Source organism: Pseudomonas pichavaramensis, assembly GCF_050473265.1.
Classification (GTDB): Bacteria; Pseudomonadota; Gammaproteobacteria; order Pseudomonadales; family Pseudomonadaceae; genus Aquipseudomonas.
This window is the reverse complement of sequence record NZ_JBJKFJ010000011.1, coordinates 80,269-100,472: the sequence shown is the minus strand read 5'-3', so window position 1 is coordinate 100,472 and position 20,204 is coordinate 80,269. Positions and strand designations below refer to the sequence as shown.

General features: G+C 64.5%; 23 protein-coding genes. 12 read left to right on the top strand and 11 right to left on the bottom strand.

What is annotated here, in order from left to right; translation table 11 throughout:
• Positions 1-26 precede the first annotated feature (26 nt).
• The 4 genes from ACJRW5_RS18190 (at position 27) to ACJRW5_RS18175 (ending at position 4,027) form a co-directional block, all read left to right on the top strand.
• Positions 27-1,121, top strand: a complete 1,095-nt coding sequence (locus ACJRW5_RS18190; RefSeq protein WP_484571898.1) for a TRAP transporter substrate-binding protein — start codon at positions 27-29, stop codon at positions 1,119-1,121.
• A gap of 53 nt (positions 1,122-1,174) precedes the next feature.
• A complete protein-coding gene (locus ACJRW5_RS18185; protein ID WP_484571897.1) occupies positions 1,175-2,257 on the top strand; it encodes a TRAP transporter substrate-binding protein in 1,083 nt (360 codons plus the stop codon).
• Positions 2,258-2,435: 178 nt separating this feature from the next.
• Complete coding sequence (locus ACJRW5_RS18180) at positions 2,436-3,017, top strand: TetR/AcrR family transcriptional regulator (RefSeq protein WP_484571896.1); 582 nt, start codon at positions 2,436-2,438, stop codon at positions 3,015-3,017.
• A 155-nt stretch (positions 3,018-3,172) separates the two neighbouring features.
• Positions 3,173-4,027, top strand: a complete 855-nt coding sequence (locus ACJRW5_RS18175; protein ID WP_484571980.1) for a Tim44 domain-containing protein — start codon at positions 3,173-3,175, stop codon at positions 4,025-4,027.
• A 270-nt stretch (positions 4,028-4,297) separates the two neighbouring features.
• Here the strand turns inward: ACJRW5_RS18175 and ACJRW5_RS18170 are convergent, their stop codons facing one another.
• Positions 4,298-4,768, bottom strand: coding sequence for a GNAT family N-acetyltransferase (locus tag ACJRW5_RS18170; protein WP_484571895.1), 471 nt, complete (start codon positions 4,766-4,768; stop codon positions 4,298-4,300).
• 104 nt (positions 4,769-4,872) lie between these two features.
• Here ACJRW5_RS18170 and ACJRW5_RS18165 point away from each other — a divergent pair, with 104 nt between their 5' ends.
• Positions 4,873-5,280, top strand: a complete 408-nt coding sequence (locus ACJRW5_RS18165; protein ID WP_484571894.1) for an SMI1/KNR4 family protein — start codon at positions 4,873-4,875, stop codon at positions 5,278-5,280.
• Positions 5,281-5,366: 86 nt separating this feature from the next.
• Here ACJRW5_RS18165 and ACJRW5_RS18160 read toward each other — a convergent pair whose 3' ends face one another.
• On the bottom strand, positions 5,367-6,020 hold the full coding sequence (locus ACJRW5_RS18160; RefSeq protein ID WP_484571893.1) for a GntR family transcriptional regulator: 654 nt from the start codon (positions 6,018-6,020) through the stop codon (positions 5,367-5,369).
• Positions 6,021-6,266: 246 nt separating this feature from the next.
• Here ACJRW5_RS18160 and ACJRW5_RS18155 point away from each other — a divergent pair, with 246 nt between their 5' ends.
• Both ACJRW5_RS18155 and ACJRW5_RS18150 read left to right on the top strand, forming a co-directional pair.
• Complete coding sequence (locus ACJRW5_RS18155) at positions 6,267-7,661, top strand: aspartate aminotransferase family protein (protein ID WP_484571892.1); 1,395 nt, start codon at positions 6,267-6,269, stop codon at positions 7,659-7,661.
• 92 nt (positions 7,662-7,753) lie between these two features.
• Positions 7,754-9,121 (top strand): glutamine synthetase family protein, encoded by a 1,368-nt coding sequence (locus ACJRW5_RS18150; protein WP_484571891.1) that lies wholly within the window; start codon positions 7,754-7,756, stop codon positions 9,119-9,121.
• Between the two features lie 78 nt (positions 9,122-9,199).
• Here ACJRW5_RS18150 and ACJRW5_RS18145 read toward each other — a convergent pair whose 3' ends face one another.
• Positions 9,200-10,447, bottom strand: a complete 1,248-nt coding sequence (locus tag ACJRW5_RS18145; RefSeq protein ID WP_484571890.1) for a hypothetical protein — start codon at positions 10,445-10,447, stop codon at positions 9,200-9,202.
• Positions 10,447-11,157, bottom strand: a complete 711-nt coding sequence (locus tag ACJRW5_RS18140) for a tetratricopeptide repeat protein (RefSeq protein WP_484571889.1) — start codon at positions 11,155-11,157, stop codon at positions 10,447-10,449. The genes ACJRW5_RS18145 and ACJRW5_RS18140 overlap by 1 nt, the downstream gene beginning before the upstream one ends.
• A 92-nt stretch (positions 11,158-11,249) precedes the next feature.
• Here ACJRW5_RS18140 and ACJRW5_RS18135 point away from each other — a divergent pair, with 92 nt between their 5' ends.
• Positions 11,250-11,747 carry an acyl-CoA thioesterase gene (locus tag ACJRW5_RS18135; protein ID WP_484571888.1) on the top strand — a complete coding sequence of 166 codons (498 nt, stop codon included), beginning with the start codon at positions 11,250-11,252 and terminating at the stop codon, positions 11,745-11,747.
• Here the strand turns inward: ACJRW5_RS18135 and ACJRW5_RS18130 are convergent.
• Complete coding sequence (locus ACJRW5_RS18130; RefSeq protein ID WP_484571887.1) at positions 11,738-12,271, bottom strand: TFIIB-type zinc ribbon-containing protein; 534 nt, start codon at positions 12,269-12,271, stop codon at positions 11,738-11,740. The two genes, ACJRW5_RS18135 and ACJRW5_RS18130, sit on opposite strands and share 10 nt — an antisense overlap.
• Before the next feature lie 121 nt (positions 12,272-12,392).
• On the opposite strand from ACJRW5_RS18130, the gene ACJRW5_RS18125 reads away from it, so the two are divergent.
• Positions 12,393-12,788 (top strand): DUF3301 domain-containing protein, encoded by a 396-nt coding sequence (locus ACJRW5_RS18125; RefSeq protein WP_484571886.1) that lies wholly within the window; start codon positions 12,393-12,395, stop codon positions 12,786-12,788.
• Positions 12,789-12,803: 15 nt separating this feature from the next.
• Here ACJRW5_RS18125 and ACJRW5_RS18120 read toward each other — a convergent pair whose 3' ends face one another.
• A complete protein-coding gene (locus ACJRW5_RS18120) occupies positions 12,804-13,682 on the bottom strand; it encodes an alpha/beta fold hydrolase (RefSeq protein ID WP_484571885.1) in 879 nt (292 codons plus the stop codon).
• A gap of 37 nt (positions 13,683-13,719) precedes the next feature.
• Positions 13,720-14,697, bottom strand: coding sequence for a CobW family GTP-binding protein (locus ACJRW5_RS18115; protein WP_484571884.1), 978 nt, complete (start codon positions 14,695-14,697; stop codon positions 13,720-13,722).
• A gap of 84 nt (positions 14,698-14,781) precedes the next feature.
• On the opposite strand from ACJRW5_RS18115, the gene ACJRW5_RS18110 reads away from it, so the two are divergent.
• Positions 14,782-15,132 carry an NADH:ubiquinone oxidoreductase gene (locus ACJRW5_RS18110; RefSeq protein WP_484571883.1) on the top strand — a complete coding sequence of 117 codons (351 nt, stop codon included), beginning with the start codon at positions 14,782-14,784 and terminating at the stop codon, positions 15,130-15,132.
• Positions 15,133-15,509: 377 nt separating this feature from the next.
• Here the strand turns inward: ACJRW5_RS18110 and ACJRW5_RS18105 are convergent, their stop codons facing one another.
• The 3 genes from ACJRW5_RS18105 to dksA are packed head-to-tail and all read right to left on the bottom strand — an operon-like array spanning position 15,510 to position 17,796.
• Positions 15,510-16,154: a DUF1826 domain-containing protein gene (locus tag ACJRW5_RS18105; protein WP_484571979.1), complete on the bottom strand. Its 645-nt coding sequence runs from the start codon at positions 16,152-16,154 to the stop codon at positions 15,510-15,512.
• On the bottom strand, positions 16,154-17,359 hold the full coding sequence (zigA, locus tag ACJRW5_RS18100) for a zinc metallochaperone GTPase ZigA (RefSeq protein ID WP_484571882.1): 1,206 nt from the start codon (positions 17,357-17,359) through the stop codon (positions 16,154-16,156). Before zigA ends, ACJRW5_RS18105 begins: the two co-directional genes overlap by 1 nt.
• A gap of 14 nt (positions 17,360-17,373) precedes the next feature.
• Complete coding sequence (dksA, locus tag ACJRW5_RS18095) at positions 17,374-17,796, bottom strand: RNA polymerase-binding protein DksA (protein ID WP_484571881.1); 423 nt, start codon at positions 17,794-17,796, stop codon at positions 17,374-17,376.
• A 69-nt stretch (positions 17,797-17,865) separates the two neighbouring features.
• On the opposite strand from dksA, the gene folE2 reads away from it, so the two are divergent.
• Both folE2 and ACJRW5_RS18085 read left to right on the top strand, forming a co-directional pair.
• Positions 17,866-18,762, top strand: coding sequence for a GTP cyclohydrolase FolE2 (folE2, locus tag ACJRW5_RS18090; protein WP_484571880.1), 897 nt, complete (start codon positions 17,866-17,868; stop codon positions 18,760-18,762).
• 65 nt (positions 18,763-18,827) lie between these two features.
• A complete protein-coding gene (locus tag ACJRW5_RS18085) occupies positions 18,828-19,388 on the top strand; it encodes a gamma carbonic anhydrase family protein (RefSeq protein ID WP_484571879.1) in 561 nt (186 codons plus the stop codon).
• 7 nt (positions 19,389-19,395) lie between these two features.
• Here the strand turns inward: ACJRW5_RS18085 and ACJRW5_RS18080 are convergent, their stop codons facing one another.
• Positions 19,396-20,184: a DUF2207 family protein gene (locus tag ACJRW5_RS18080; protein ID WP_484571878.1), complete on the bottom strand. Its 789-nt coding sequence runs from the start codon at positions 20,182-20,184 to the stop codon at positions 19,396-19,398.
• Positions 20,185-20,204: the final 20 nt, after the last annotated feature.

Below are 20,204 nucleotides of genomic sequence, written 5' to 3'. Positions count from 1 at the left end.
AACCTACCGTATCTGGAGAAGCATCGATGAATCGCCGCAACCTGTTCGGCGCCGCCCTGGCCGTGATGGCCACCTTCGGCCTGCTCGGCTGTAAAGAAGACAAGGCTGGCAGCGAGCAAACCGCAGCCGCGCCCGCGCAGACCATCCACTGGAAAATGGTCACTTCCTGGCCGAAGAACTTTCCCGGCCTCGGCACCGCAGCCGAACGCCTGGCCGAGCGTATCAACGCCATGAGCGCCGGGCGTCTGACCGTCAAGGTCTACGCCGCCGGTGAACTGGTGCCCGCCCTGGAAGTGTTCGATGCCGTCTCCCGCGGCACCGCCGAGATGGGCCACGGCACCCCGTACTACTGGAAAGGCAAGGTCCCGGCCGCGCAATTCTTCAGCAGCGTACCGTTCGGTCTCTCCACCCTGGAAATGAACGCCTGGCTCAGCCACGGCGGCGGCCAGGCCCTGTGGGACGAAACCTACGCGCCCTTCGGCGTGAAGCCGCTGTCGGCGGGTAACACCACCATGCAGATGGCCGGTTGGTTCAACAAGGAAATCAACAGCCTGGATGACATCAAAGGCCTGAAGATCCGCATGCCGGGCCTCGGCGGCGAAGTCTGGAGCAAGCTCGGTGCGATTACCGTCAACCTGCCCGGTGGCGAAATCTTCACCTCCCTACAGACTGGCGCAATCGACGCCACCGACTGGGTCGGCCCGTACAACGACCTGGCTTTCGGCCTGCACAAGGCAACCAAGTACTACTACTACCCCGGCTGGCAGGAACCGCAGGCGGTGGTCGAGTCGATGGTCAACCAGAAGGCCTTCGACGCCCTGCCGGCCGACCTGCAAGCGATCGTCGTCGAGGCCGCCCGCGCCGCCACCCTGGACATGATGGACGACTACGTGTTCAACAACGCCAAGGCGCTGGACAGCCTCAAGGCCGAAGGCGTGCAGCTCAAGCGCCTGCCGGACGACGTGCTGCAGGCCATGCGCAAGGAGTCCGCCGAGGTACTCGAGCAACTGGCCGCGACAAGCGACCTCAACGGCCGTATCTGGGCCTCGCAAAAAGCCTTCCTCGAACAAGCCAGCGCCATGCAGGCACTGACCGAGAAAGAGCTGTACAACTGGCGCTAAGCCAAACGAACGGGGCCTGAACAGGCCCCGTTTTCCTTTAGGGATGACTGTTAATGCGCCTTTGCTCTCTGCTACTCCTCCCCCTGCTCGCCCTCGGCCTGACCGGCTGCAAGGACGATTCCGCCCCTGCCGACGCAGCCCGGGCGCCTGCGCAAAGCTTCCACTGGAAGATGGTCACCACCTGGCCGAAGAACGCCCCCGGTACCGGCACCGCCGCCGAGCGTCTGGCCGAGCGCATCAACGCCATGAGCGCCGGACGCCTGACCATAAAGGTCTATGCCGCCGGTGAGCTGGTGCCGGCGCTGGAAGTGTTCGATGCGGTCTCCCGCGGCACTGCCGAGCTTGGCCACGGCGCGCCGTACTACTGGAAGGGTAAGGTGCCTGCGGCGCAGTTCTTCGGCGCCGTGCCCTTTGGCCTGTCGACACTCGAAATGAATGCTTGGCTCAGCCACGGCGGCGGCCAGGCACTGTGGGACGAGGCCTATGCCCCCTTCGGCATCAAGCCGCTGACCGCTGGCAACAGCACCATGCAGATGGGCGGCTGGTTCAACAAGGAAATCCATAGTCTGGAGGACATCAAGGGCCTGAAGATCCGCATGCCCGGTCTCGGCGGCGAAGTCTGGAGCCGCCTCGGCGCCACCACCGTGGTGATGCCTGGCGGCGAAATCTTCACTGCGTTGCAGACCGGAGCCATCGACGCCACCGACTGGGTCAGCCCCTATAACGACCTGGCCTTCGGCCTGCACAAGGCGGCCAGGTACTACTACTACCCGGGCTGGCAGGAGCCGCAGTCGGTGCTCGAACTGCTGATCAACCAGAAGGCCTACGACAGCCTGCCGGCTGATCTGCAGGCCATCGTCACCGAAGCGGCCCGCGCCTCGACCCTGGACATGATGGACGACTACGTGTTCAACAACGCCCTGGCGCTGGACGAGCTGAAGAAAAGCGGCACGCAGCTCAAGCGCTTCCCTGACGAGGTGCTGCAGGCCATGCAACGCGAGACTGAACAGGTACTCGGTGAACTGGCCGCGCAGAGCGAACTGAACGGCCGCATCTGGGCCTCGATGCAGGCCTTCCAGGCGCTGGCGACCTCGATGCAGGGGCTGTCGGAAAAAGAGCTGTACGACTGGCGCTGAGCCGCTCAGGGTATAGCAGTTACCCTTGTGGGAGCCCCGCCCCGGGGCGAAGCGTTCGTTACCCCCAGCTTCGCGGCGGGGCGCCGCTCCTACCCGTTCGGCGCGACCAGGTCTCACCTATCAGACCCCGTTTGTCGTTTCAGGCGTCACCTCAGGCCTTGGCGACCATACTTCACGGATGAAGAGCGAGCCGACCGACGCTACCCAGATTCTCGACACCGCCCTGCAACTGGCCGACGTTTGCGGCTGGGAGCGCCTGCATCTGTTCGAGGTGGCCGGCGCTCTTGATATCGGCCTGGACCAGATCGCCCGTCACTACCGCGACAAGGACGACCTGGTGGAGGCCTGGTTCGACCGCGCCGACCAGGCCATGCTCGGCCACGCCGCAAATACCGACCTGCACGATCTCAACGCCGAACAGCGCCTGGAAAGCTGCCTGCTGGCCTGGCTCGGCAGCCTCGCCGCTCATCGGGCCGTCACCGCACAGATGCTGCTGTACAAACTGGAGCCCGGTCATATCCACCTGCAGGTGCTCGGTCTCATGCGCATCAGCCGCACGGTGCAATGGTGGCGTGAAGCCGCTGGCCGACAAACACTGCATCTGCGCCGCATCGCAGAAGAAACCCTGCTCACCAACGCCTATCTGCGCAGCTTCGTGCATTGGCTGCGCCACCCTGAAGAAGACGCAGCAGCGTTCCGCGCCTTTCTCCGCCGGCAACTGCGCTGCGGTCCACTGCCTCTACTGCTGCAACACCAGTAGGGTGCGCCATGCGCACCGTGACCGCTCAGGGAGTGAACCGGGCACGCACGATGGCACCTGGCGCAGGCAAAAGCTGGAAACATTCTGTCACTAGCCACGCCCACCCTTGCCGGGCAAGATGCCGACCAAGCTTTTCCACCAGAGAGAAAACCGTGATGCAGCGTTTCCTCAGTATCGCCATGGTTCTGTGCCTGGCGCTGACCTTCAGCTTCGAAGCCCACGCCAAGCGTTTTGGCGGAGGCAAATCCTTCGGCTCCGCGCCCAGCCACCAGACGCGTCAAGCCACACCGCAGTCGCAACCGGCCGCCACCGCGCCCACCGCTGGTCGCCAGCCTGCTGCCGCCAGCGGCGCCTCGCGCTGGCTCGGCCCGCTGGCCGGCCTGGCCGCTGGCGGCCTGCTCGCCTCGATGTTCATGGGTGACGGCTTCGAAGGCCTGCAGATCATGGACTTCCTGATCTTCGGCCTGATCGCCTTCCTGATCTTCCGCTTCCTCGCCGCCCGTCGTGCCCAGCAGCAGCCGCAAGCCGCCACCGCTGGCGCCCCGTACCAGCGCGAAATGCCGAATGCCACCAACGCTCCGGCGGCTGGCAGCAATATCTTCGGCGCTCGCCTGGCCTCGACTGCACCGGTGATCAATGCCCCGGCCTGGTTCAACGAGCAGAGCTTCCTGGCTGCCGGCCGCGAGCACTTCATGAACCTGCAGCAGCACTGGGACGCGAACGAAATGGACAAGATCGCCGAGTTCGTCACCCCGCAACTGCTGGACTTCCTCAAGCGTGAACGCGCCGAGCTGGGTGATGGTTTCCAGTCCACCTATATCGACGAACTCGACGTGCAGCTCGACGGCGTCGACGACAACGCCGAGAGGACCATCGCCACCCTGACCTTCAGTGGCGTATCGAAGACTTCGCGCTTCGATCAGGGCGAGCCGTTCAGCGAAAGCTGGCGCCTGGAGCGCGCCCAGGGCGACAACCAGCCCTGGCTGATCGCCGGCATCCGCCAGAACTGATCGCCGCGCAACATGAAAAACCCCGGGCTTGCCCTAATGCTGTTCACATAAGAAGTGGTCGAACGCGATTAGTCCCCTCGCCCCTTTGGGGAGAGGGTTGGGCGGGCCGCGTTCGGCGAGGGGAAACTGGCAGTTTTGCGGCATTTTCAGCCCTCTCCCCCAGCCCCTCTCCCATAAATGGGAGAGGGGAGCCAACGTCTGTAACCTTAAATGAACAGCATTACGGGCTTGCCCGGCTTTTTTTGTTTCTCCAGCTATCGCGCCTACAGCTCACACTGGAGCGGTAGCCGCCCGGCGCATGCCGATATGCGGAATGTCATCCTCAAGGTAGACCTCAGTCACCGCCTCGAAACCATAACGCCCGTAGTAACCCTGCAGGTGCGCCTGCGCCGACAGATACAGCGGTACGCCCGGCCAGCGCTGCTCGCACTCGAGCAAGGCCCGCTGCATCAACTGATGCCCCAGGCCGCTGCCTCGCGCCGACGCGGCGATCACCACCCGACCGATCACCGCTTCACCGTCCATGCGCTGCGGATCGAGCAGACGCAGATAGCCCACCAGACCATGCTCGTCACGCGCCAGCAGGTGGCAGGTGTCGCCCAGCAGATCCTGGCCATCGGTTTCCAGATACGGGCAGTTCTGCTCGACCACGAACACCTGGGTACGCAGCGCCAGCAGCTCGTAGAGCGTGGCGGTATCGAGTTCGCGGTGGTGCAGACATTGCCAGGTGACAGACGACATGGGAGAGCCCCGCAAAAGCGCCATTATGAGATGACGGCGACATGTTTTCATTCTCCCCGCCAGCTACTGTATAAAGCCGACCCACATGATGAGGAGCCGACACCGTGGAAGAAGTCATCGAACAGCTGCGCGAACTCAACGAACCGGTGCCGGTACCACTGGAACTGCCGGACGAAGAAACCCTGGTGGAGATTCAGGAGCAAATCCTCATCCACCTGCCCTTCGAGCTGCGCGAGTTTCTGCTCAAGGTCAGCGACGTGGTCTACGGCCGCCTGGAGCCGGTGACCGCCAGCGACCCGCAATCGCACACCTACCTGCCGGAAGTCGCCTCGGTGGCCTGGGATCTTGGCCTGCCGCGCGATCTGGTGCCGCTATGCCAGAGTGGCCGCGACTACTACGCCGTGGACGTGGAAGGCCAGGTGTGGCTGTGGGACGGTGACGAAGAAGAGCTGACCGACGAAAGCTGGGACTCGGTCTGGCACTGGTGCCGCGACGTCTGGCTGGAAAGCTGAGCCGAGTTGCCGCTAAAGCGCCTCCTGCAGTTGACGGGCCGGAGGGGCTTCAGCGCGACCGTCACCACGCATAAGCCAGCCCCGGCTCACGCCTCGCCCTGCTCAAGCGCCAGCAGGTTGAGCAGAAACCGCGCGAAGTACAGCAGGTCCTGCTCCATCGCCTGGCGCGCGCCCTTGGCATCGCCGGCTTCGATGGCGGCAAAGGCATCCTCGTGAAAGTCGTTGAGCCGCAGTGACAGGTCGGCACCGGTGAACAGACGGTTGAAGAAGGGGCCGATCTGTAGCCACAGCGCCTCGATCGAGCGCAGCAGCACCGGGTTACCGCACGCGCCATACAGGTGCAAATGAAACTGGCTGTTGGCGTTCAGATAGTCCTGCACCTGACGCTGTTCGATGGCCGTGTCCATGCGCTGCACGCAGTCTCGCAGCAGTGCCATGTCCGCGCTGCCCAGTCGTGGAGTCGCCAGTTCGACCGCCATGCCCTCCAGCGCCAGACGCACCTGGAAGATATTCTCGTAACGCTCACGGGTCATCGACGGCACCCGTACCGAGCGTTGCTGCTCACCTTCCAGTACGCCCTCCGCTACCAGCCGTTGCAGGGCGGCACGTACTGGCATCGAGCTGGTCCCCCACTCGGCGGCGAGATCACGAATCTTCAGCCGTTGTCCCGGCTGGAAACGCCCGGCCAGCAGGCCAGAGCGGATGTTCTGATACAGATGTTCCTGCAGGTTGTCAGCCATGGGCCAGTTCCATCGGCGGGGCCGGCAGTTGGGCAAGCGTGAGGCTACAGTCGCGCATGAAGAGCTCCATTCAGGGCAGGTGACGAGTCTATTTCGCCAAGCATTTTGTGTGAGAAACCGACATCGAATAAATCTTACCTAATCACAAATCGGCAATAAATTGGCCGTGAAGCGCAAATCAGCGAGCCATTTACTATTTTGTGATCACAAAATAGTATTCTTCGAAATCACGCCGAGGCCTATCCCATGACCACCGCCAGTGGTATCAGCCAAGCCGCCGTGGAGCGCTTCGTCGCTGCCGAGCGCGAGCTGTTCCTGTCCCGTAACCCGAAATCCGCAGCCCTGGCCGAACGTGCACGTCATTCGCTGTACGGCGGCGTGCCAATGCACTGGATGGCCGACTGGTCGACGCCGGTGCCGCTATTCGTCGAGCGTGCCAAAGGCGCACGTTTCTTCGACGTGGACGGTCATGAGTACGTCGACTTCTGCCTGGGCGACACCGGTAGCATGTTCGGCCACTCGCCCGACCCAGTGGCCCGCGCCATCGCCGAACAGGCGGGCAACGGCCTGACCACCATGTTGCCGGGCGAGGATGCCGTGGTCTGCGGCGAACTGCTGGCGCAGCGCTTCGGCCTGCCCTACTGGCAGGTCACCGCCACGGCGACCGACTCCAACCGCTACGTGCTGCGCTGGGCCCGCGCGATTACCCAACGCAAGACCCTGCTGGTGTTCGATGGCTGCTACCACGGCACCGTCGATGACGTGATGGTGCGTCATCGCGATGGCCAGACGGTGCACCGCTCGGGGCTGATCGGCCAAGCCTACGACCTGACCGAGCACAGCCGCGCCATTCCCTTCAACGATGTCGCCGCGCTGGAAGCCGCGCTGGCCCAGGGCGATGTCTGCGCCCTGCTCTGCGAGCCGGCGATGACCAATATCGGCATGGTCATGCCCGACCCGGGCTTCATGCAGAAATGCCGCGAGCTCACGCGCAAGTACGGCAGCCTGCTGATCATCGACGAGACCCACACCATTTCTACCGATATCGGTGGCTGCACCCGCCTGTGGGGGCTGGAGCCGGACTTCTTCGTGGTCGGCAAACCCATCGCCGGTGGCGTGCCGTGCGGCATCTTCGGCTGCAGCGCGCAGATGGCCGAGGCCATGAGCGCCGCCCGCCAACGCGCCAGCGAGGGCAGCCACGGTCATGGCCACAGCGGCATGGGCACCACCCTGTCGGCCAACGCCCTGGCCATGCACTGCATGCGCGCCAACCTCGAAGAGGTGATGACCCAGGCCGCCTACGATCACATGCTGCCGCTGGCCGCACGCCTGGCCGAAGGCTTCCGTCAGCTGATCGGCAAATATGCACTGAACTGGTCGGTGACCGAGCTGGGTGCGCGCTGCGAATTTCAGTTCTGCGCCAGGCCGCCGCGCACCGGCGCCGAGGCCGAAGCGGCCTTCCATGATGAGCTGCAGATGGCCCTGCACCTGTACCTGATCAACCGCGGCATTCTCATCACCCCGTTCCACAACATGACCCTGTGCTGCCCGAGCACCACGGAAGATGATGTGGACAGGCTGGTCGCCACTCTGGATCAGGCGTTGAGCGAGCTGCTGGCCATCCCCGGCGCCCGCGAGTAACCCCCGTGGGAGGTGCTTCAGCGGCGACAGTCGCGGCTAAAGCCCCCCACAAGATGAACTTGGCAGCACCACGTCCTTTTGCGAGAACCACCATGCAATTCGCCGATCCCCAGGAAGCCCGCGACTTCCTCGAACGCTACCCCGAGGTGCGCAGCATCGAGCTGATGCTGATCGACGCCAATGGCATCCCGCGCGGCAAGCTGCTGCACCGCGACGAACTGCTGGCCATCTACGAGCATGGCCGGCCCCTGCCCAGCTCGATCCTGTCACTGACCATCCAGGGTGAAGACGTCGAGGAAAGTGGCCTGGTCTGGGAAGTGGCCGATGCCGACTGCTGGACCTACCCGCTGCCCGGTAGCCTGACCCTGCAACCCTGGCGCACCGTACCCACCGGCCAGTTGCAAGTGAGCATGCACCCGACTCAGGGACTGCCGGCCACACCGGGCGACCCGCGCCACGTGCTGGTGCGCGCCATCGACGCGCTCAAGGCAGACGGCTACCACCCGGTGATGGCGGTGGAGCTGGAGTTCTACCTGCTGGACAAGCAACGCGACGCCAACGGCCGCCCGCAGCCAGCCATGCAGATGAACGGCGTGCGCCCGCAGGCGCCGCAGGTGTATGGCGTGTATGAGCTGGAGCAGCTGCAGCCGTTTCTCGACGACCTCTACGCTGCCTGCGAAACGCAGGGCCTGCCGGTGCGCACGGCGATTTCCGAATACGCTCCCGGCCAGCTCGAGCTGACCCTGGAGCACCGCGTCGACGCGCTGCAGGCGGTGGACGAAGGCGTGCGCTACAAGCGCCTGGTCAAGGGCGTGGCCAACAAACACGGGTTGCAGGCCTGCTTCATGGCCAAGCCCTTCGGCGAGCTGGCCGGAAGTGGCCTGCACCTGCACGTGTCGCTGGCGGATGAGCACGGCAACAACCTGATGGCCAGCGACGATCCAGAAGGTACGCCGCTGCTACGTCACGCCATCGGCGGCATGATGACCACGCTCGACGATGCACTGGCGATCTTCTGCCCCAACGCCAACTCCTTTCGCCGCTTCCAGGCCAACAGCTATGCGCCGCTGGCCAAGAGCTGGGGGGTGAACAACCGCACCGTATCCTTCCGCGTGCCGGGCGGGCCGGCGCACAGCCGGCATGTCGAGCACCGCATCTGCGGCGCCGACGCCAACCCTTACCTGGCCACAGCGGCGATTCTCGCCGGTATCCACAAAGGCATCCGCGAGCAGATCGATCCGGGCCCGGCCATCGTCGGCAACGGCTACGAACAGGCCCGCGACACCCTGCCCACCGACTGGCTCAGCGCACTGCGCAACCTGGAAGGTTCAAGCTGGGCACGCGAGGCACTGGGCGAGGATTTCCTCAAGGTATTCCTGGCAATCAAATGGGCCGAATACCGCCAGTTCATGGGTGAAGTGGGCGAGCAGGATTGGCGCTGGTATCTGAGCCACGCCTGAGTTCACCAGGTGGATGAAAACAGCCTCATCCACCCGAATACGCCCTGTAGCCCGGATGAAATCCGGAGGGAGTCCCGCTCACAGCGGCAGGCAGCGCGCGCCGTCCAGCCCCGCGACTGGCCCGGCAAAACACAGCCGGCCCTGTTCATCAAGCAGCGCTGGCTGGCCCGGGTAGTAGGGATTGTCGAAAGCGCGTAGCTGCTCGGCACTTGGCGTTCCCGGTGGTAACTGCACCAGCCCTTGTAGTAAACGGCGCTGAGCTTCGAGGTCCTGCACGCGCGCGGCGTATTCACGGAAGTCCGGTATGGCCACGTCCAGCAGTACATTACCCACCGGGTTACGCCGATTTTTGTGCAATTGAGGCAGCGGTAACTGCTTCACCTCACGAGCAAACGTCTCAGGCGAGAGCGGCGAAATTTCGGCCAACGGCTGATAGAAAATCAGGCTGGCGTTGATACTCATCTGTGGGCGCAAGCCCCACCACATGAACAGGTGCTCCTTCCAGTTCGAATTGGCGGTAGGGTGGCTTTTGAACATCACAGCCACGCTGTGAAACTCATACTGCAACGGCAGCAGCAGGCTGCGTTCAGCCTTATCGAATGCAGGCACGCTGCTCGGTGCAGGCATCAGCCCCTGACGATAGAGCACCGCTTGCCAAAGCATATTGCACTCGACCATACGCGCCAGAATCATCTTCGCGATCAGCGTATCGGCCCGGCGCAGATGTTCACGCAGCAGATGTAACTCGTCATCGAGGCGCGCCCGGACTTGCTCACCATCCCCTTCCTGAGCCGCCTTGAGCAGTTGCAGAGTCAGCAAGTGCTGGCCGCGGATCAGGTAATGATGGGGCGGCAATGGAGCATTGATGCTGGGCTCCAACAGATTTCGATAGTCATCGAGCTGAAGGAACTGCCAATAGCGCTCACGCAGCAGGCGCTGCTCGTCCGTCTCGACCCAGGCAGACGCCTCACGCAGCAATGTGCTCCGGCAGTCATCTTTTTCTATCGAACAGAACAGTGGGCCTTGCGGTAACGCCAACGTGGTGACCTTCGGCTCCGCAAAGCCCTCATCCATCGGGCCGTGACTGCGGCGCCAGGTGCGATAGGCCTGCAGCCGCTCGGCACCCAGCGCCTCTGGCGACTGCCCGCTGGCGGCATCCAGACCATTGAGAAACACATAGGCCCGACTCTGCCCCTCATCGACCTGAGCCTGTTCGAGCCAGGTTTGAGCGTCGGCACTCAGCGGCTCATCGCGCATCCAGGCAAAGCCACCCGCGCCCAGCAACAGCAGCAGGAACAACGCCAATGCAATGATTGCTCGGCGCATCAGCGGCCCACCTTGATGTACTCACCCGCCACGCTGATGCCCATGCCACCGTAGTCCTGACAGCCCTCGTCGAACACCTCCAGCACGCGCAGGGTGATGCCTTCGCGCAGCAGTTGCACGCTACAACCGGCGGCAAGCTGGGCGTTATCCAGGGTCATCAGGGCTCCGTCGCCGCGCAGGCGGCCGTCCAGTTCGCCGATGGCCGCCGGGCCGTATTCCTCCACCCGTGCCCCGGCGCGCAGCGGCGAGAAGCTGGCGCGGTAGCCGCCGGCTGGGTCAGGCGTGATCTGCAACTTGCTCCACACCGCCTGGCCGCCGTAACGCAGGTAACGGCCCTGCGGGCTGGCCGTCAGCGCCTGGTAGTCCAGCACCTCGGCCACCTTGCCCAGGTGCAGGCGGGTCGAGGCGCCGCTGAGCTGGTTGTCCAGCGCCACAGCCAGCCAGGCTCGCGCCATGCCGGCATCGCCCGCACGCAGGTTGGTCAGGATCAGGTTGTTCAAGGCCAGCTCCAACTGTGCCCCGTCGCCCTGCTCGACGCGTCGTAGCTGACGCTCGAACGCTTCGATGGCATCGTCATAGTGGCCGGCTTGGTAGGCGGCAGTGCCCTGCTGATTGCACTGCACTGCGGTGGCGCAGTCATCGGTTGCCTGCGCTGCACTGGTGAAGGCCAGCAGCAGGGGCAGAGACAGAAGTTTCGAGCGGGTGAGCATGGATGGCATCCTTGCAACAGAAATTGGCGAGTTTAGTTTGAATCTTGCATCAGGCCGCACTCTCAGCAGCCCCACACGCATTTGGAGCAACGATGGAAGCCGGAACCGCACAACTGACGATGACCGTACTGATGACCCCGGACATGGCCAATTTCTCCGGCAATGTTCACGGCGGCACGCTGCTCAAGTACCTCGACGAGGTGGCCTACGCCTGCGCCAGCCGCTATGCCGGCCGCTACGTGGTGACTCTGTCGGTGGACCAGGTGATCTTCCGCGAGCCGGTACACGTCGGTGAGATGGTCACCTTCCTCGCCTCGGTCAACTACTGCGGGCGCACCTCGATGGAGATCGGCATCAAGGTGATCACCGAGAACATCCGCGAGCGCTCGGTGCGTCACACCAACAGCTGCTTCTTCACCATGGTGGCGATGGACGACCAGGGGCGCCCGGCAGCGGTGCCCGAACTGCAACCGGACACCGCGGACGGCCTGCGCCGCCAGCGCCAGGCCGCACAGCGCCGGCAGATTCGTGAAGAATTGCAGCAACGCTACCAGGCGCTGAGCGAGGAAAAGAATCTGCCTCAGTCGTGACCGATGTAGAACAGCAGTTCGCGGCGCTGCGGATGGTCCTTCAGCCACTCGCGGACCTCGTCGGCACGGGCGATGGCCTCATCCCCAGCGATGCGCGTGAAGCGCTCGCGCCGCGCCTGCTCGCTGGCCTGCTGACGCACCTGGCGCTGCCAGGCCTCGGTGAAGATCGCCGGCATGCGGTGGCTCAGCTCCAGCGCCTTGAGCAGTTGCCACTCGCCACTGTCGAGCCAGGCCTCGTCACAGGTACCGCATAGGTCGAGACGGTTGGCGCGGGTGCCGCTGATCTGGAACTTGCTCATCAGCTTGGCGCACTTGGGGCAGCTCAGTGCATGGCTGGTTTCCCCCGCTTCCTCCTCGGCGGCCAGTGCCTCAGTAGTCTCTTGCTGTGGTTGGCGCTCGACCCAATCTCGGTAGTGCAGCAGGCTGACCAGGGTGCCCGCGCACTGCGGGCAGCCATGGCCAAGCAGGCCATCTTCGAGTTTTGCCGGTTGCAGACGGCTGGTGCGGCAGGCGGGGCAATGCATGGTGACGTCCTTTTCCTGTGAAGTGGGCGAACGCTAATGCACAGCCGACGCAAGGGCAAGGAGGATGCTGAGAACTGGGTGGCAGATAGGCTAAGCTCTCTCTCCCGGCCTCGGAGTCACCATGATCAACCTGTTCGATGTATTCCTGTTGATGCTGTTCGCCGCCGTCTGCGCCTGGCTGTGGCGCGGGCACGGCATTCGCGAGCGGGCGCTGGCACTGGCCAAGCAGCACTGCGCCAAGCTGAACGTCGAGTTGCTCGATGGCGCCGTGGCCTTACGTCGCCTGGCCATGCAGCGTGACGCCAAGGGCCACCGCCGCCTGGCACGGCTCTACGACTTCGAGTTCACCGTCACCGGCGAACAGCGCCTGCGTGGGCAGATCAGCATGTTCGGCTCGCACCTCGGACGCATCGAGCTGGAACCCCATCCGGTGCTGGAGCCGCAGCCCGAACCAGTCGCGGTGCAGAATCCGGGCAATGTCATCCGCCTGGAAGACTGGCGACGCAAGGCGCACTGATCCCGCCAGCGTGTCTCAGCCGCGCTGCAGCAGGAAGTTCGCCACCCGCTCAGCGCTGTCCGCCGGCTGCTCTTGCATGAAACAGTGCCCACCCGGAACCACCTGACTGCGGACATGGGCATTGCCTGCACACCAGCGCGCCACCGACTTGGCGACGAAGGGATAGGTATGCACGCCGTGGATCACTTGCGTCGGGGTCGAGACCTTGCCCAGCGATGGCCACAAGCGACGCGGATAGGAGCCGAAAATATCGGCTTCACGACTCGGCCGGCACTTCAGTTCCACCCCACCCTCGACATCCTTCAGGGCATGTTCGACATAGGCCGCGAACGCCGCCTCGTCCCAGCCCTTGAACATGCCCCGGCCGTGCAAGGCCGCATAAGCGCTGGCCCGGTCCGGCCATTGCCGACGGCGCTTCTGTGCCTTCTTTGCCATACCGGTGCGCTGCGCCAGGCCGACCACATCGGACAGCGCCATCACGCCGATCATCGCCGGGCTGAACAGCACCGGGTCGAGCAGCACTGCACGCCGGAAAAGGTCGGGATGACGAGCCAGGATCAGGCTGCTGAGCACGCCGCCAAAGCTGTGCCCAACGGCAAAACGCGGCACCTCGCCGAACGGACCACGCAGCGCTTCGAACGCCTCCACAGCCAGCTCGGCACTGCGGTTCCAACCGTGAAAGCGGCCGCCATGATCGCTGTCGCCGTGACCCTGAACGTCACACAACCAGAGATCGAAGTCTTCGGCCAGTTGCGCCAGCATCGGTGTATAGACGCGCCCGCAATAGCCGTTGCCATGCAGGAAATGCAGCAGCGGCTTGCCCGAGGCCGGAGTGTGCCAGCCGCGCAGGGTAAAGCCAGCAGAAGTGGCGTGAGACCAGGGAAGCAGTTGCATGAAGGTTATCCACAACGATGAAAGCGCAGCGAGTGTATCAGCCAGTCGTCTCGATTCGGCACTGTGCGAAAGCGACCGTCAATGCCTCGACGTCCTGCTTCTGACTGAAGATCAGCTCGAGCCGCGAATCCTTGCGCCACTCGCTGTCGCGCCAGTTATCCACAGCCTGTTCCTGCACGGCGTTGAGCGCGTACCAGCCCTCATCGCCGTGCAGCACGGCCTTGGCCCTGAGCCAGGCCAGCGACTGCAGCCACTGCGTGACCCGAGCCAGATCGAAGCGCTGGCTCGGGTGCCAGCGCCAGCCGATGCTCCAGCCCTCGGCCTGATCCTGGCTCTGCCAGATCGGCTCATCAGCATGGCGCCAGAGCTGCGCCAGCGGCGACGCGCCGCTGGGTAGTTCGGCAACCACCGCGACGGAGCACGCCTGTACGGCCTGCCCCGGCAGCAGGGACAGATCGAGCCGGCCATGGTCGCTCCATACCAGCGGTACAGCCGGCAGCGCGCGGGTGATTCGCGCGCGCGTGGCCGTATCCAGGCCAGCGCTCTTGTTCAGCAACAAGAGCCCAGCTTCGTTCAGCGCCTGGAGCTGCACATCAGGCAACGGCTGCCCCCCGGCCAGCGCCTGAGCGTCAAGCACCAGCACCGCCGGCTGTACAGCCAGCACACCGACCCAGGGCGGTTGACGCAATTGCGCCAGCAACTGCGCCGGGTGGCCCAGACCGGATGGTTCGATCAACAGGCGATCGGGGCGGGCCTTGCGCAACAGGCGACCGAGGCCGACCTGAAAGGGCGCGCCATTGACGCAACACAGGCAGCCGCCGGCGATCTCGGCCATGGCGATGCCTTCGTCGCCCTGCTCCAGCAGTGCGGCGTCCAGACCGATCTGGCCGAATTCGTTGATCAACACCGCCCAGCGTTCAGCCGCCGGCTTCTGCGCCAGCAGATGACGGATCAGGCTGGTCTTGCCGGCGCCGAGAGGACCGGCGATCAGATGAGTGGGGATATGACTGAGCATGGCGCTATGGTCGGTGCTTCGTGGCACAGACTGCAACGGGTCGGCGTGTTAGATTCGCGGGCAGTTTTTCCTGGAGTCGAGCAGATGCGTGCATGGTTGTTGCTGTTTTCCCTACTGCCGGGCCTGGCGCTTGCCGAGGCCTGCGTCGTGCGCAGTAAGGCCGAGCGCCTGGACGTGAAGGTGTGCCAGGAGAATCGCAACGTACCCAGCACGCTGTTCCGCGAAGGCTTCTGTCAGCCGCAGTTGCAGGGGCAGAAGGTCGAGGTGGAGTTCGTCGAGCAATGCCCTGAGGGTGCCTACGGCGTTTGCCAGAACGCGTTGGCCGGTAACGACCTGTACCAGCAGAACATCCATTACTACGGTGTGGCCAGCGATGCGCGGTACCTCGAGCCGGCCTGCACCGGCCAGTATCGCGGTCAGTGGATCAAGCCCTGACATCAAAGCGTCATCAAACTAGCGCCTAATAGCCACGGGTACCTCACGTAACCCTCATGTCGAGTCACGCGTCGACATGATCTCTTGGTGCTTAAGGCCGGGGCAGTCGCTCCGGCCTGTTTTTTTGTGGCCTGCCATCCCTGGCGGCCACCCTCCGGGCCGTCGCTGCGCGACGTCAAAAACTTCTCCCGGAAGTTTTTTGTCCGTCATGCCTGGCAGCAGCATAGGCCTCGCTTCGAGGCAGGGCCCCTACCAAAAGCTACTGCGCCAGCCTTGAATGGCAGGCCCTGCAGGAGCGGCGCCCCGCCGCGAATACCGCAGTGGCTGCAGCCGCTTCGCGCCGAGGCGGCGCTCCTACAGCCGATGCAACACGATGCTCAGGCCAACCAGTCCAGCGTCAACAGCAGGCGCCGCTGACCCGCTGGCGGCTGCGGTGAACGGTGGATCAGACCACGGCCCTCGTTACCCTGCCATTTCTCGCCCTTGGCCAGCGCCACATGGCCGGCCTGCAGCCGCTGGATGGACGTATCGTCCTGCGGTTCGGCATCGGCCTGGCCAAGCCCACGACGCGACATGGCGCTCTCCTCCAGCCATTCGCTGCCGGGGCCGGCATAGCTGGTGATCAGCCGCAGCGGCACATGGTCGACGTGAAAACGCGGACACATGGCCTTGTCCAGCACCCGCAGGCGCAAGCCGACGCGACGGGCATCGAGCAGGCAGGCATAGGCACGCACCAGCCAGCTGACATCGGCGAGGAAGGCCGCCTGCCCCGGCAGGTCGGCGTACTGCGCGACCAGCCCGTCAAGGTTCGGCTGAGCATCGGCATCGGCCAGCTGCAAGGTCATCGACTGCGCCAGCGGCTCACCCTGAATCAACAGGGCCGTGGCGAAGTCGGCAATCTGCGCCGGCAGCTGGCGCTGCCAAACGGCCAGGTTGCAGCCATCGTCAAGCACCGCGCCAAGCACATCGATGTTGCGCTCCAGCACCTGGCTCGGCGCCTCCGGCAAACGCAGGGCGTGCATCATGCGGCCTGCTCCTGCCAGCTGCCGAAGGGATCGTCGAACTGGCGCCAGGCCTCGGGGCCAGCGGCCATTTCCTCATCGCTCAGCAGGCAGGCATCGAGGTCGCGACCGAGACGGGCGAAGTCGATGTTCTGGCCGATGAACACCAGTTCCTGGCGGCAATCGCCGACTTCGGCATTCCAGTAGCGCATTACCCCCTGCAGACCTTCCTCGTCCTGCGGCCAGTGCTGCTTGGGCACGAAGCGCCACCAGCGCCCGGCCAGACCGTGACGCATCAGGCCGCCGGCCTGCGACCAGCTGCCGGCTTCCTGATACTTGCTGGCCAGCCAGAAGAAGCCCTTGGAGCGCAGCAGGCGGCCGTTGTCCCACTCGCGGCTGAGGAAGTCGAAGAAGCGCTGCGGGTGGAACGGCCGGCGTTCGCGGTAGGCACTGGAGGCGATGCCGTACTCTTCGGTTTCCGGCACGTGCTCGCCGCGCAGTTCCTTGAGCCAGCCCGGCGCCTGAGCAGCGCGCTCGAAATCGAAGCGGCCGGTGTCGAGGATCTTGTCCAGGGCGATCTGGCCCATGCTCATGAACTGGATATCGGCGTGGGTGTTGAGGCCGCGCAGGATGGCCATCAGTTCCTCGCGCTCGGCCTGGCTGATCAGGTCGATCTTGCTGATCAGGATCACATCGGCAAACTCCACCTGCTCGATCAGCAGGTCGGTGATCGAGCGCTCGTCTTCTTCGCCGAGGGTTTCGCCACGGCTGGCGAGGCTGTCGGCCTCATGGAAGTCGCGCAGGAAATTCACCCCGTCGACCACCGTAACCATGGTGTCGAGCCGCGCCAGGTCGGACAGGCTGCGGCCCTGCTCGTCGCGGAAGGTGAAGGTCTCGGCCACCGGCAGCGGCTCGCTGATCCCGGTCGATTCGATCAGCAGGTAATCGAAACGGCCTTCGCTGGCCAGGCGGCTGACCTCGTCGAGCAGGTCTTCGCGCAGGGTGCAGCAGATGCAGCCGTTGCTCATCTCCACCAGTTTTTCTTCGGCGCGGTTGAGGCTGACATCGCGCTGCACTTCGCTGCCGTCGATGTTGATTTCGCTCATGTCGTTGACGATCACCGCGACCTTGCGGCCCTCGCGGTTCTTCAGCACATGGTTGAGCAGGGTGCTCTTGCCGGCGCCGAGAAAGCCGGACAACACGGTAACGGGTAGACGTTGGTTCATCGGGGATTCCTCATTCAGTCACGGTCACGCTGATGTTTTTCGCGCTGCTCCTGACGCTCCTTGGCTTCGATGCACAGGGTCGCGGTGGGGCGCAGCAGCAGGCGTTTCAGGCCGATGGCTTCGCCGGTCTCGGCGCACCAGCCGTATTCGCCACGCGCCAGGCGTTCGAGCGCCTGGTCGATCTTGTCGAGCAGCTTCTTTTCCCGCTCCAGCAGGCGCAGTTGCCATTGCCGCTGCTCCTCGGCGGCGCCGATATCGGCGACGTCGCTGCTGCTGTCCGGCTCGCGCAGCAGGGCCAATTCATCGTCGATGCGCAGCTGCAGTTCGCTGCGCTGGCCCAGCAGCAGTTCACGGAAGAACCGTTGCTGGGCTTCGTTCATGTAGTCCTCGGCGGGCTGGTCGAGCAGGTTGGCTTGGCTCAGGGATGTCTCGCTCATGGCTTCGTCTGGATAACTTTAATTGTTATAACATAACATTTATTATTACCAGCAACCCACGGATACGCAATGAACGAAATGACTCTGCCGGATATCGCTGCTCAACCCACGCACCATGAACTCAGCCTGGACTGGGTGGGCATGGCCGGCATCGCCCTGCCCGTTCGTCTGCTCGACAGCCCGGTGGGGGCCCGTCTCGATATCGGCGTCAGCCTCGATGACCCCGGCGCCCGTGGCATTCACATGTCGCGTCTGTACCTGGCGGCGCAGCGCCTGGCGCACCGGGAGCTGGACGTTGCCGCCCTGCAGCAGGTCCTCGACGAATGCCTCGGCAGCCATCAGCAGCTCTCCGACAGCGCCAGTCTGAGCCTGCATGGCGACGTCGTGCTGCAACGCCCCGCCCTGGTCAGCCCGCTGCATGGCTGGAAGCCCTACCCGTTCGAGATCCACGCCCGCCAGGACGGCCGCGGCCTGAGCCTGGAGCTGCAGGTCGAGGTCAGCTACTCATCCACCTGCCCCTGCTCTGCTGCACTCGCGCGCCAGCTGATCCAGCAGCGCTTCGCCGAGGACTTCGCCGAAGGTCAGGTGGATCGCCAGCAACTGCATGACTGGCTGGGTTCGACCCAGGGCATCGTGGCGACGCCGCATAGCCAGCGCAGCAGCGCCACCCTGCAGGTGCGTCTGGACGCCGGCACACGGCAGTTGCCGTTGCTGGCGTTGGTCGACACGGCCGAGCAGGCGCTGGGCACTGCCGTGCAGACCGCCGTCAAACGCGCCGATGAACAGGCCTTCGCCCTGGCCAACGGGCAGAACCTGATGTTCTGCGAAGACGCCGCACGCCGCCTGCACCGGGCCGTGCGTCAGCTGCCACAGGCGCAGGCGTTTCGCATCAAGGTGGTCCATGGCGAGAGCCTGCATGCCCACGACGCCGTGGCCACCAGTCGCTGGAACTGGAACCGGCCATGATCAGCCCGCGCCGCTGGCGTCGGCACCAGGGTCGCCGTCTGCCACCCCACGCTCAAGGAGCCAGCATGATCCGCAAGAACCCCTCCGGCCATCTGCCGCTGATCGCCGAATCGGCCTATGTCGACAAGACCGCGATCATCTGCGGCAAGGTGATCATTCACGACAACGTCTTCGTCGGACCCTACGCGGTAATTCGCGCCGATGAGCTGGACGAAACCGGCGATATGCAGCCCATCGTCATCGGCGCCAACTCCAACATCCAGGATGGCGTGGTGATCCACTCCAAATCCGGCGCTGCGGTGACCATCGGCGAGCACAGCTCGATCGCCCATCGCTCGATCATCCATGGCCCCTGCGCGGTGGGCGATCGCGTGTTCATCGGCTTCAACAGCGTGCTGTTCAACTGCACCGTCGGCGATGGCTGCGTGGTACGGCACAACGCCGTGGTCGACGGCTGCGACCTGCCGCCGGGCTTTCATGTCACCTCGACCCAGCGCATCGGGCCGCAGACCGACCTCGCCAGCCTGCCACGGGTGAGCGTATCGGCCAGCGAGTTCTCGGAGGACGTAGCGCGTACCAACATCGACCTGGTGCGCGGTTACAAGGCCCTGCAGAACGAGTTCTGAACGTCGGCTACCAGCCGCCGCCGCCTCCGCCTCCGCCGCCACCACCGGAGGAACCGCCACCGGATGAGCCACCGCCCCCCGAAGAGCTGCTCGCAGGCGGCGTCGATGCCAACGCCGCCGCACTACTCAGGCCAGCGGCCAGGGCGCTGCTCAGAGCCTGCGGGGAACTGTAGCTGCTGCGACTGTGATACCAGGTCGGCTGATAGTCGCGTTGCGCCGGGTCGATCAGGCCGCTGGCCAGCGCCTCGCTGAAACGCGCGCTCCATTTGTCCTCCACGCCCAGGGCCATGGCATAGGGCAGATGACGCTCGTACAGCGCAATGCTCATCGCCGGGGCATCGCCGGCCAGTGCCAACGCGTCCTTCTCCGCCAGCTGCAGGTAGTTGCGGTAGCCTTCCAACGCATCGAGCAGGCGCCGCCCGGCAAGCGTCGGCGCCGGCAGCAGAAAGTAGAACAGCGCCACCAGCGCTAGGTACAGCGCGATCAGCAGCAACACCGGCAATGACGCCATGGCGCCAACCATGCCCAGGCCGACAGGTGCCGGCCAGAAGAACATCAGCGCCATCAGGCAGAACTTGATGCGTTTACCGACGCTGGGCTGACGCCAGGCCATGCCGAACAGAATGATCGACGGCACGCTGAATGCCAGCGAGAACACCAGCCCGACGATCGCACCGACCCGGTCGTTCTCACCGTCGACGCTCAACAGCAGCATGCCCACGCAGGACAGCAGCGCCCAGATCAGGCCGCAGACCCAGAGCCCCCGATTGTTGACGAACCAGGCCTTGCCCTCCACGTCCAGCCGACTGCTCAGCG

Bases quoted from the DNA above. Each gene is read 5' to 3' on its own strand.
- ACJRW5_RS18190 (WP_484571898.1), top strand. From the start codon at position 27: ATGAATCGCCGCAACCTGTTCGGCGCCGCCCTGGCCGTGATGGCCACC.
- ACJRW5_RS18185 (WP_484571897.1), top strand. From the start codon at position 1,175: ATGCGCCTTTGCTCTCTGCTACTCCTCCCCCTGCTCGCCCTCGGCCTG.
- ACJRW5_RS18180 (WP_484571896.1), top strand. From the start codon at position 2,436: ATGAAGAGCGAGCCGACCGACGCTACCCAGATTCTCGACACCGCCCTG.
- ACJRW5_RS18175 (WP_484571980.1), top strand. From the start codon at position 3,173: ATGCAGCGTTTCCTCAGTATCGCCATGGTTCTGTGCCTGGCGCTGACC.
- ACJRW5_RS18170 (WP_484571895.1), bottom strand. From the start codon at position 4,768: ATGTCGTCTGTCACCTGGCAATGTCTGCACCACCGCGAACTCGATACC.
- ACJRW5_RS18160 (WP_484571893.1), bottom strand. From the start codon at position 6,020: ATGGCTGACAACCTGCAGGAACATCTGTATCAGAACATCCGCTCTGGC.
- ACJRW5_RS18155 (WP_484571892.1), top strand. From the start codon at position 6,267: ATGACCACCGCCAGTGGTATCAGCCAAGCCGCCGTGGAGCGCTTCGTC.
- ACJRW5_RS18150 (WP_484571891.1), top strand. From the start codon at position 7,754: ATGCAATTCGCCGATCCCCAGGAAGCCCGCGACTTCCTCGAACGCTAC.
- ACJRW5_RS18145 (WP_484571890.1), bottom strand. From the start codon at position 10,447: ATGCGCCGAGCAATCATTGCATTGGCGTTGTTCCTGCTGCTGTTGCTG.
- ACJRW5_RS18140 (WP_484571889.1), bottom strand. From the start codon at position 11,157: ATGCTCACCCGCTCGAAACTTCTGTCTCTGCCCCTGCTGCTGGCCTTC.
- ACJRW5_RS18135 (WP_484571888.1), top strand. From the start codon at position 11,250: ATGGAAGCCGGAACCGCACAACTGACGATGACCGTACTGATGACCCCG.
- ACJRW5_RS18130 (WP_484571887.1), bottom strand. From the start codon at position 12,271: ATGCATTGCCCCGCCTGCCGCACCAGCCGTCTGCAACCGGCAAAACTC.
- ACJRW5_RS18125 (WP_484571886.1), top strand. From the start codon at position 12,393: ATGATCAACCTGTTCGATGTATTCCTGTTGATGCTGTTCGCCGCCGTC.
- ACJRW5_RS18120 (WP_484571885.1), bottom strand. From the start codon at position 13,682: ATGCAACTGCTTCCCTGGTCTCACGCCACTTCTGCTGGCTTTACCCTG.
- ACJRW5_RS18115 (WP_484571884.1), bottom strand. From the start codon at position 14,697: ATGCTCAGTCATATCCCCACTCATCTGATCGCCGGTCCTCTCGGCGCC.
- ACJRW5_RS18110 (WP_484571883.1), top strand. From the start codon at position 14,782: ATGCGTGCATGGTTGTTGCTGTTTTCCCTACTGCCGGGCCTGGCGCTT.
- ACJRW5_RS18105 (WP_484571979.1), bottom strand. From the start codon at position 16,154: ATGCACGCCCTGCGTTTGCCGGAGGCGCCGAGCCAGGTGCTGGAGCGC.
- zigA (WP_484571882.1), bottom strand. From the start codon at position 17,359: ATGAACCAACGTCTACCCGTTACCGTGTTGTCCGGCTTTCTCGGCGCC.
- dksA (WP_484571881.1), bottom strand. From the start codon at position 17,796: ATGAGCGAGACATCCCTGAGCCAAGCCAACCTGCTCGACCAGCCCGCC.
- folE2 (WP_484571880.1), top strand. From the start codon at position 17,866: ATGAACGAAATGACTCTGCCGGATATCGCTGCTCAACCCACGCACCAT.
- ACJRW5_RS18085 (WP_484571879.1), top strand. From the start codon at position 18,828: ATGATCCGCAAGAACCCCTCCGGCCATCTGCCGCTGATCGCCGAATCG.